Source organism: Actinospineispora eucalypti, assembly GCF_039543365.1.
In the GTDB taxonomy this organism is placed as follows: Bacteria; Actinomycetota; Actinomycetes; order Mycobacteriales; family Pseudonocardiaceae; genus Pseudonocardia; species Pseudonocardia eucalypti.
Genome location: NZ_BAABJP010000007.1, coordinates 697,560 through 707,120, shown reverse-complemented (window position 1 = coordinate 707,120; position 9,561 = coordinate 697,560). Strand labels below are relative to the sequence as shown.

The following is a 9,561-nucleotide window of genomic DNA, read 5'->3' as shown; positions in this document are numbered from 1 at the left end:
CTTGGCTCGTATGGAAGGGCATCGTCGCAGACGGGTCCGACAATTTACGACGCTTCACGACCGACCTTCGCATGGTCGACTCCACCCAGCGGGGGCCGCCCCGGACCACCGCCGCCCGGTGGTGCACCGCTGGCTGGAGGGTCTGGCCGGTGTGGTGTTGGTCGCCCTCGGGTCCGGCTCGCCACCGACGCCGCCCGCTGACACGAAACGGCCGGTCCCCGAGTGTGCTCGGGGACCGGCCGTCGTGTACATGCGGGTCGATCAGGTGTGGGTGACGTCCAGGTCGTGCGAGTCCTCGAACCGGGCGTCGTTGTGCGAGCTCACGTCGTCGTGGCTGTCGCTACGGCTGTGGTCCTCGTAGTTCGAGTAGTCGCTGTTGTCGGTGTGGCTCTGGTCCACGCCCTGGTCGGCGTAGCCGTGGTCGCCGGCCACGTTCACCGCGGTGTCCCCGTCGCCGGAGTTGTGCACCGAGGTGTTGGTGTCGTTGTCGCTGTTGTAGCCGTGCGAGTCACCACCCACCGACATGGAGCCGCCGTCACCGAAGCTGGCATGACCGATGTTCGAGCTGGTCGCGTCGCCGGAGCCGAACGAGGTGGTGTTGTCGTCCCCGGTCACCGCCTGGTTGTTGTCGCCGACCACGTTGTGGTCACCGGTGGTGATGTCGCTGTCCCGGATGTCGCCACCCGCGGCCACCGCACCGTCACCCGAGGCCACCACCGGGTCGTTGTCGATGACCTGGTTGAAGTCGCCACCGTCGGTGTCGATGTTCTGGTGGATGGAGTTGTCGATGTTGGTGCTGTGGTCCTCGACGGAGGTGTAGTTGTTGTTGACGTAGCTCTTCAGGTACGTCGCACCGTCGTGGTCGCCGTGGTCGTGGTCGTAGTGCCTCGGCGCCGGGTAGTGCCCGTGGTCGTTGTCCGCGATCAGGGTCAGCGCGTCATACACGTCGGCGCCGCTGAGGTTGTGGAAACCGTGGTCCGCGGCGTACCCGTTCGGGTCATCCAGGAACGCGTCACGGGCGTCCGGGTCGTCCAGCAGGTCGCGCAGCCAATCGAGCAGCGAGGTGCTCATCTCAGTCAACTCCTAGGTCTTGATCGGGGAACGAAGTACGTCGTTGACGGTGACACCGACACTAGGGCGGGTCCTTCACCCGGCAATCGGGGAACCCACCTGGTTCCCCTAGCGCGACACCCAGGCATCGGGCGTTACTCCGATTAGGGGCATAGGGAACCGCTCGGGTGCCGCTCCCCGGCTGGCGAAAACGCCGCGGGCGCCTGGGGCGCCCCACGGCAGCAGGCTGGCCGTGCGGTACCGGCCAGCCCGGCACCTCGGCGAGCGGCGTGTGCGGAAGGTCGTACAGACTGGCCACCGCCTCGGCGTCGGCGTATCACCGGCCCGCCCGGGCGATCGGAGCGATGAGTGCGGCCGAGCAGGCAGCGTTCGCGGCGGGTGCGCGGAGGAGAAGTTCCCAGCCCCTCCGCTCGCCGGTTGGTCGGCAATGCGGTATCGGCCGCTCGCTCGGTGCTCCCCGTGCCCATCCCGCGTACCAGTTCCGCCGTCCCCGTACTCCACACCTGGCCACAAACGATCACAATCGCCTCGTCGGCCTGTCCTGCACGCTGACCGCCCAGAACTCTGAGCAGCGAGAATCGGACCTGTTCGTGCTCGAACCGGTACCGCTGACTGAACTCGTCCGTGGGGTTCTGAGGACCATTTCGACTACCCACGGTCATTCGTGACTCCATCGAGGCCAAGATCATGACCATGGGCAATCGGTAGAGTACTGTTGCGCCGCGACAAATCGATTTCCACTTCTCGGCGGCTCCCCGAAACGCATTCGAGAATGCCGGAAATCCGCTCCCCGACACTCACCGAGAAAGCATTCTAATGCGCAAATTCCCCCTGGTCCTGACCGTCCTCCTCGCCGTCGCCGGCTGTTTCGGCCTCAGCGGCGTGGCCGCCGCCGCACCCAGCGGCCACACCTCACCGGTCGACCTGACCTGCACCGGCAGCGAGACCGTTGACTACCACCCGGGTCTGTTGCTGACCCCGAGAAAGGTCGACGTGGAAGTCCGCGGCGACCTCTCACACTGCAGCTCGTCGGACCACGACCTCACCGCCGGAAAGTACGGCGAGGACTTCCACGCGGAATTGTCCTGCTCCACATTGCTGGCCGGGCGGGAGGGCACCCGGGTCTTCAAGTGGAACAACGGGCACACCAGCACGTTCAAGTTCACCCGGGCGATCAACGACGTCGGCGGGCAGACCACGGTCACCTTCACCGGCACCATCACCGACGGTCAGTTCAACGGTGCCCACGCCGTCGAGCAGGCCGTGATCCCGACGCTCTCCACCGCGAAGTGCCTGGCCCACCCCGGTCCTCACCCGCCTCGGACCGGGCACCGTCCTCCTCACCATCACCAAGCCCTGACCGACCGGGCCAGTTCCTGAACCCTCGGACAGGCCGGAGGCCGGGTCGCAGGGCCTTCGGGCGCCACACCAGGCCGGCGCGGCGACCTGCCGGCCGGGAACCAGGTCCGCCTCCACCGGCCGCGCGTCACCCTTGAGCGAGCGCCACAGGTGGTCGCCTAGTACCACAGAGTGAAACTGGCAATTAAGCCGGCGGCGCCACCTCACCGCGCCATCCGCCGGTCGCGGTCCCCTGGTGCTCGATGTACTCCTTGAAGCGGGTCAGGTCCCCCTTGGTCTGCAGGCCCACCATGCCGAGCGCCGCGCCCGCCTTCTCGGTGAAGCCCTCCGGCTCGAACTCCAGCTGGAGGGTCACCCGGCTGCTGTGGTCGTTCAGCCGGTGGAAGGTGACCACACCGGCGTGGTGCAGGCCGTCCACGGTCTTCCACGCGATGCGCTCGTCCGGGTGCTGCTCGGTGATCTCGGCGGTGAACTCCCGGCGGACGCCCTCCACCTTGGTCGTCCACCGGGTGGTGGTCGGGGTGATCTGCCGGACGTCCTCGACCCCGCCCATGAACTCCGGGAAGGTCTCGAACTGGGTCCACTGGTTGTACGCGATGCGCACCGGGACGGCGACATCGACGGAGTCCTGGATGCTCTTCAAGGTCGGAGCCTCCTCTGTCTCGATCGACTACTGGCGAACCCGGCACATACCCGCCCCGCCCGGCCGGAAACACCCCTCCCCGCGCATGTGGAAGCATCGAACGCGTGAGCATCGTGCTGGGCATCGAAACCTCCTGCGACGAGACCGGCGTCGGGCTGGTCCGCGACGGGGTACTGCTCGGCGACGCGCTGGCCTCCTCCATGGACGAGCACGTGCGGTTCGGCGGGGTGGTGCCGGAGATCGCCGCCCGGGCCCACGTCGCCTCGCTGGTGCCGTGCGTGCGGGAGGCGATGGCCAAGGCCGGCGCCAAGCCGGAGCACATCGGCGCGATCGCGGTCACCGCGGGACCGGGGCTGGCCACCGCGCTGCACGTGGGGGTGGCCGCCGCCAAGGCGTACGCGGCCGCCTGGGGCGTGCCGCTCTACGGCGTGCACCACCTGGCCGGGCACGCCGCCGCCGACCTGCTGGAACACGGCGCGCTGCCGGCCAGGAGCGTGGCGCTGATCGTGTCCGGCGGGCACACCTCGCTGCTCGCGGTCGGCGACCTGGCCCGCGACGAGGTGGTACACCTCTCCGACACCATCGACGACGCGGCCGGTGAGGCGTTCGACAAGGTGGCCCGGATCATCGGGCTGCCCTACCCCGGCGGCCCGTCCATCGACCGGGCCGCGCGCGAAGGTGACCCGAACGCGATCGCCTTCCCCCGCCCGCTCACCGGCCCGCGCGACCCCGAGCTGGGCTTCTCCTTCTCCGGGCTGAAGACCGCGGTGGCCCGCTGGGTGGAGCGGTGCGAGTCGGACGGCCGGCCGGTGCCGGTGCCGGACGTGGCCGCGTCCTTCCAGGAGGCGGTGGCCGACGTGCTGACCTCGAAGGCGATCCTGGCCTGCCGGCGCCAGGGGGTGGACACCCTGGTGGTCGTCGGCGGGGTGGCCGCGAACAGCCGGGTCCGCTCGCTGGCCGAGCAGCGCTGCGCCGAGGCGGGCATCACGCTGCGGGTACCGCCGATGCGCCTGTGCACCGACAACGGCGCCATGATCGCCGCCGTCGGCGACCTGCTGGTGCGGGCCGGCGCGGAACCGACCGGGCTGCACGTGTCCGCCCGCCCCAGCGTGGTGCTGGAGCGGGCGCAACTGGTCTGACCGCTCACTCCGCCGGGCTGTAGGTGGCGGTGAACCTCACCGTGCCCCTCCCACCCGTCGCCTCGAACGGGTTGTCCATCACGAACGAGAAGGTCATCCTCTCGCCCGGATCGCAGGTGAACGCCCGCCGCGCCACCACCTGGCCGTTCGCCTTGACGTTCACCATCCCGTCCGCCCGCCGCACGCCGTTGTTGACCAGCTCCATGTTGATCAGGCAACTGGACGTGTAGCAGGGCGTTTTATCGGTCAGGCGCACGTCGAGGCCGCTGAGGTCGGGCGTCCCGGGCGGCGCCCCGGGCGAACCCGGGTAGGCCGGAGCTACGGCCGGCGGCCGGGCCGGGCGGTCGGCGGGCGGATCGGCCGTCACGCCCGCCCACAGCAGTACGCCTCCGACCCCCAGGACACCGAGCAGCCCGCAGATCGCCAGGATGATTACCGGAACCTGCCAGTCCGGGCGTCGCGCCGGCGGCACGACATGGACGGCCGGGTACGGAGCCCGGTAAGTGGACGCCGCGGGGTGTGGGGTCCGGTAGCCGGGCGACGTGGGGCGAGGGGTGGCGAACGCCGGTTGGTGGTACATCGCACGGCTCCCGTTCGGTCGGCGGCTGGGCTTGCCGGTACCGACCCCGCGCGGCGGCCAGCGGTTGGGGTCAGATTCGTCCGAGCACCGCGCGTACCTCGATCTCGATGACCACTCGTTGCGGGTTGGGCCGGGGTTGCCGGTAGCGCTCGGCGTACCGGCGTTCGGCCTCGGCCACCCGGTCCGGCTCGGCGCGCACCCGGGCCATGCCCTGCACCGACGACCAGCGCCCGCCGTCCACCTGGCTCACCGCCACCGGGGCGCCCCCGTCGCCGGCCGCCCGCACGTTCGCCGCCTTCACCGAGCCGGATGACGTGATCACCCGGGCCACCCCGGCCTCGAGGTCCAGCGTGGCCCCCACCGCGACCGCGTGCGGCCGTCCGTCGGGCCGAACCGTGCTCAGCACGCACACCCGGCGCTCGGTCCAGAACTCGCGGAACCCCGGGTCCGCCGCCGCTTCATCCCACCGCATCGGCCAAGTCTCCCCCGGACCCGCCCCGCACCCCCGTCGACAACAGCTACCGGACGTGCCCGGCCCCAGCGAGCCGCCTCGCCGAGGGGCAGCACAGTCCCCTTTCGATCATGAATTCAGGGGACTGGGCTGCCACTCGACGCCTCTGACCCAGCATGCGGGCGAGGCGGGCGCGGGCACCGGCCCAGTCTCTGTCACATCCCGGCGCGCCGCTCCGTCAAGCAGGTGTAACCACGGACGAAACGGCACGGGAGTGCACCATGGAAGCTCGTTTGAACCTGTTCACCAATCCGGTCGCGGTCAAGTTCCTGCGGCACGTCGTCGCGGCGAGCAAGTCGCTCGTGGACGCGCCGCTGCCGGCCGCGACGGCCGAGCTGATGCGGATCAGGGCGAGCCAGATCAACGGCTGCGGGTTCTGCCTGGACATGCACACCAAGGACGCCACGGAGGCCGGGGAGGACCCGACCCGGCTGCACCTGGTCGCCACCTGGCGGGAGGCCACGGTGTTCACCGAGGCCGAGCGCGCCGCCCTGGAGCTGACCGAGGAGGGCACCCGGATCGCCGACGCGGCCGGCGGCGTCAGCGACGGGGTCTGGGCCAACGCGGCCAAGCACTACGACGAGGACCAGCTGGCCGCGCTGGTCTCGCACATCGCGATGATCAACACCTTCAACCGGCTGAACGTGATCACCCAGCAGCCGGCCGGCAGCTACACCCCCGGCCAGTTCGACTAGAGCCGAGGCGCTAGGTCCCTCGACCGCCGGCCACCCGGCGCACGGTGAGCACGTTGAGCAGCGCCGAGGCGATCAGCAGGATGCCGAGGGCGGCCAGCTGGTACTGGCCGCCCTCACTGCCCTCGAAGGCCAGCAGGATGCCCGCGTTCAGCCAGACCACGAGCAGCGCGGCGACCAGTACGCCACCCACTCGGCCGATGCCACCGGCGATGGCCACGCCGCCCAGCACCGCGATGGTGATCGCGGGCAGCGCCATGCCGTTGCCGGTGCTGCCGGCGTCGGGCCGGGCCGAGGCGAACTGGGCCACGGTGACCACCCCGGCCACCCCGGAGAGCACCCCGGACAGCAGGTAGGCGCGGAACCGCACGGACGCCACGTTGAGGTTGGCGAACCGGGCCGCCGTCTCGTTGGTGCCCACGGCGTAGAGCCGCCGGCCGTACGACGTCCGGTTCACCAGCAGCCACACCAGCACCGCGCTGGGCAGCAGGAAGGTGAACACCTGCAGTGGCACCGACAGGTCGCCGAACAGCGGCACCGACGACGTCAGACCGGCCAGCTCCTGCACCGGCCGGTTGGAGATGGGCGCCGCGTTGGTACTGACCAGGGCCAGCGAGCCGTACCCGTAATAGGTGGCCAGCGTGGCGATCAGCGCGGGAAATCGCAGGTAGGCGACCAGCACGCCGTTCACCGCGCCGAGCGCGGCGCCGACCAGCAGCGCGGCCACCACCGAGGGCAGTACCGGCCATCCCCACTTGCCGACCATGAAGCCGAACGCCATGCCGACCACGGAAACCATCGACCCGACCGAGAGATCGATCCCACCGCGCCCGGACACCATCACCACGAACTCGGCCAGCCCGAGCAGGCACAGCGGCACCACGTTGTCCAGCGTGGCGCCGAGGTAGGGCAGGTCGTAGGGGGCGGTCAGGTAGCCCTGCGCGGACAGCACCGACATCCAGACCAGCAGCACCGCCAGCAGCACCGCCAGCAGCGCCACCCGGTCCGTGAGCAGGCGTTCCAGTGCGCGCCTCACAGCGACCGCCTCCGCCGCTCGCGCAGCAGGTCCACCCCGACGGCGACCACGATGAACAGGCCGATGAACAGCTCGGTGAGGTCGCTGCGCCAGCCCAGCAGGGTGACCGCACTGGTCACCGTGGCCACCAACAGCGCGCCCAGCATGGTGCCGAGCACGGTGCCCCGCCCGCCCAGGATGCTGGTGCCGCCGATCACCACCGCCGCGATCACCTGCAGCTCCAGGCCGACGCCGAAGTTCTGCTGCACCGTGCCGGCCGAGCCGACCGTCACGCACGCGGCCAACCCGACCAGCAGGCCGGTGACCAGGTACACCCCGACCAGCCGCCGGGTCACCCCGATACCGGCCAGCCGGGCGCCCTCGGCGTTGCCGCCGATCGCGTAGAGGTGGCGCCCGGTCGGCACGTACCGCATGTAGACCCAGGCCAGCGCGGCCAGCACGACCGCCAGCAGGAACGCGGTGGGCAGCCCGGCCAAGGTCCCGGGTGAACCGCCGCCGAGGAAGGCCAGCGAGGGCGGCACGCCGTCCACCTGCTCGCCGTCGAAGACCCGGTAGGCCAGGAAGCGGTAGAGGTTGAGCGTGCCGAAGGTGATGATGATCGGGTGCACCCGGCCGTAGGCGGTCAGCACGCCGTTGGCCAGCCCCAGCAGCGCCCCCAGCAGCAGCGCCACCAGCAGCGCGCCCGGAGCCGCCCACTGCGCGTCGCGCAGCAGCTTGCCCACCACCACGGCGACCACCACCAGCGTGCTGCCCACCGAGACGTCGATCCCGGCGGTCACGATCACCGCGGTCATGCCCACGCCGATGATCGCCACCGGGGACATGCTGAACAGGATGTTGTGCAGGTTCGCGCCGCTGAAGAAGGTGTCCGTGGCCAGGCCCAGCACCAGCCAGAGCACCGCGACCACCCCGACCAGCGCCAGCTCCTGGCCCTCCACCGCCCGCGCGGTGATCCGCTTCGGGGCCGTCTTCGGGGTCGTCGGGGCGGTCACGAACGGGCCTCCGAGACGTCACCGGCGGCGGCCGCGAGCACATCGGCCTGGCTGGCGCCCGGCCCGAAGGAGGCGGTGATCCGGCCGGCCCGCACCACCAGCAGCCGGTCGGCCAGGCGCAGCACCTCGGGCAGGTCGGTGGAGACCACCAGCACCGCGCTGCCCTGCTCCGCCTGGCCCCGCACCAGCTGGTGGATCTCCTCCTTGGCGCCGACGTCGACGCCCTGGGTCGGCTCGTTCAGCAGCAGGACCTCGGGGCGGTCCACCAGCGCGCGGGAGATCACCACCTTCTGCTGGTTCCCACCGGACAACGTGCCGACCAGGCTGTTCACCCCCGGCGTCTTGATCGCCACCCGGCGCACGAAGTCGGCCGCCACCCGCCGCTCGGCCGCCCGGTCCACCCAGTACCGGGGCCTGCTGAGCCGCACCAGGTTGCCCACCGAGATGTTGAACGCCACCGACTTGCTCTCGAACACCCCGGCCACCTTGCGGTTGGCCGGCACCAGCCCGATCCCGGCGCGCGCGGCGTCGCTGGGCCGGCGCAGGGTCACCGGGCGGTCGTGCACGACGACCGTGCCCGAGGTCGCCGGGTCGATGCCGTAGAGCGCGTTGGCGATGTGCTCGGTACCCGACCCCACCAGCCCGTACAACGCGACGATCTCCCCGGCGTGCAGCTCGAAGGACACCTCGGTGAACGCGGGCGGGCGGCTCAGCCCGGTCACCCCGAGCACCACCGGGGCGTCCTGGTCGACGGAACCTCGGCCGGCCGACTCGGTCAGCTCGCCGCCCACCATGAGCTCGGCGATCTCCCGCACGCTCAGCTCGGCGGACGGGCGGTCGGCCACCACCCGGCCGTCGCGCAGCACGGTGACCCGGTCGGCGATCTGGGCCAGCTCGTCCAGCCGGTGCGAGATGTAGACGATGCCGACGCCGTCCGCCCGGGCCGCCCGGATGGCGGTGAACAGCCGCTCGATCTCCGAGTCGGTCAGGATCGCCGACGGCTCGTCCAGCACCAGCACCCGCGCGTCCCGGCCGCGGAGAGCAGCGTCAGCGGAACGACCCCGACGACTGAGCGCCTTGGCGATCGACACCAGCTGCTGCTCGGCCACCGGCAGGTCGGCGACCCGGGAGTCGGCGATCGCCGGGTCCAGCCCCAGCCGGCGCAGCAGGGCCACCACCTCGGCGCGCTGCCGGGACCGGTCCAACAGCCGGCGCCGGGTCAGCTCGCGGCCGAGGAACACGTTCTCGGCCACCGACAGCTCACCGAACAGCTGCGGCTCCTGGTACACCGTGGCCAGCCCGGCGGCCAGCGCCTCGGCGGTGGAGCCGCCGGCCAGCCGCCGCCCGGCGATGGTGATCTCGCCCGCGTCCAGGGTCTCCGCGCCGGACGCGATCTTGATCAGCGTGGACTTGCCGGCGCCGTTCTCCCCCACCAGCGCGTGCACCTCACCGGCCCGGACCTCGAAGTCCACCCCGTGCAGCACCCGCACCGGGCCGTAGCTCTTCCTGATCCCGGCCAGCGTCAGCAGTGCAACCAT

Annotated in this window: 10 protein-coding genes; 3 read left to right on the top strand and 7 right to left on the bottom strand. The window is 71.1% G+C overall.

The features are described 5' to 3' along the window. Window positions 1–261: 261 nt before the first annotated feature. On the bottom strand, window positions 262–1,071 hold the full coding sequence (locus ABEB12_RS10915; RefSeq protein ID WP_185066398.1) for a hypothetical protein: 810 nt from the start codon (window positions 1,069–1,071) through the stop codon (window positions 262–264). An 816-nt stretch (window positions 1,072–1,887) separates the two neighbouring features. Here ABEB12_RS10915 and ABEB12_RS10910 point away from each other — a divergent pair. After that, window positions 1,888–2,451 (top strand): hypothetical protein, encoded by a 564-nt coding sequence (locus ABEB12_RS10910; RefSeq protein WP_185066399.1) that lies wholly within the window; start codon window positions 1,888–1,890, stop codon window positions 2,449–2,451. Window positions 2,452–2,614: 163 nt separating this feature from the next. Here ABEB12_RS10910 and ABEB12_RS10905 read toward each other — a convergent pair whose 3' ends face one another. Continuing rightward, window positions 2,615–3,073, bottom strand: coding sequence for an SRPBCC family protein (locus ABEB12_RS10905; protein ID WP_185066400.1), 459 nt, complete (start codon window positions 3,071–3,073; stop codon window positions 2,615–2,617). A gap of 104 nt (window positions 3,074–3,177) precedes the next feature. Between ABEB12_RS10905 and tsaD the strand changes: the two genes are divergently transcribed. Beyond that, window positions 3,178–4,212: a tRNA (adenosine(37)-N6)-threonylcarbamoyltransferase complex transferase subunit TsaD gene (tsaD, locus tag ABEB12_RS10900; protein ID WP_345702727.1), complete on the top strand. Its 1,035-nt coding sequence runs from the start codon at window positions 3,178–3,180 to the stop codon at window positions 4,210–4,212. A gap of 4 nt (window positions 4,213–4,216) precedes the next feature. Here tsaD and ABEB12_RS10895 read toward each other — a convergent pair whose 3' ends face one another. Both ABEB12_RS10895 and ABEB12_RS10890 read right to left on the bottom strand, forming a co-directional pair. After that, the gene (locus ABEB12_RS10895) at window positions 4,217–4,792 is read right to left on the bottom strand and encodes a hypothetical protein (RefSeq protein ID WP_185066401.1); all 576 of its coding nucleotides are present in this window, start codon (window positions 4,790–4,792) and stop codon (window positions 4,217–4,219) included. A 70-nt stretch (window positions 4,793–4,862) separates the two neighbouring features. Next, window positions 4,863–5,264: a TIGR03618 family F420-dependent PPOX class oxidoreductase gene (locus ABEB12_RS10890; RefSeq protein WP_185066402.1), complete on the bottom strand. Its 402-nt coding sequence runs from the start codon at window positions 5,262–5,264 to the stop codon at window positions 4,863–4,865. A 260-nt stretch (window positions 5,265–5,524) separates the two neighbouring features. On the opposite strand from ABEB12_RS10890, the gene ABEB12_RS10885 reads away from it, so the two are divergent. Then, on the top strand, window positions 5,525–5,998 hold the full coding sequence (locus tag ABEB12_RS10885; protein WP_185066403.1) for a carboxymuconolactone decarboxylase family protein: 474 nt from the start codon (window positions 5,525–5,527) through the stop codon (window positions 5,996–5,998). A gap of 10 nt (window positions 5,999–6,008) precedes the next feature. On the opposite strand, the gene ABEB12_RS10880 is transcribed toward ABEB12_RS10885, so the two are convergent. From ABEB12_RS10880 to ABEB12_RS10870, 3 genes are read right to left on the bottom strand one after another with little or no spacing between them, the layout of a single operon-like run. After that, window positions 6,009–7,031, bottom strand: a complete 1,023-nt coding sequence (locus ABEB12_RS10880; protein ID WP_221499057.1) for an ABC transporter permease subunit — start codon at window positions 7,029–7,031, stop codon at window positions 6,009–6,011. Continuing rightward, window positions 7,028–8,023 carry an ABC transporter permease subunit gene (locus ABEB12_RS10875; RefSeq protein WP_185066404.1) on the bottom strand — a complete coding sequence of 332 codons (996 nt, stop codon included), beginning with the start codon at window positions 8,021–8,023 and terminating at the stop codon, window positions 7,028–7,030. The genes ABEB12_RS10880 and ABEB12_RS10875 overlap by 4 nt, the downstream gene beginning before the upstream one ends. Further along, entirely contained in the window at window positions 8,020–9,561 is a 1,542-nt protein-coding gene (locus ABEB12_RS10870) for an ATP-binding cassette domain-containing protein (RefSeq protein ID WP_185066405.1), read from the bottom strand. The genes ABEB12_RS10875 and ABEB12_RS10870 overlap by 4 nt, the downstream gene beginning before the upstream one ends.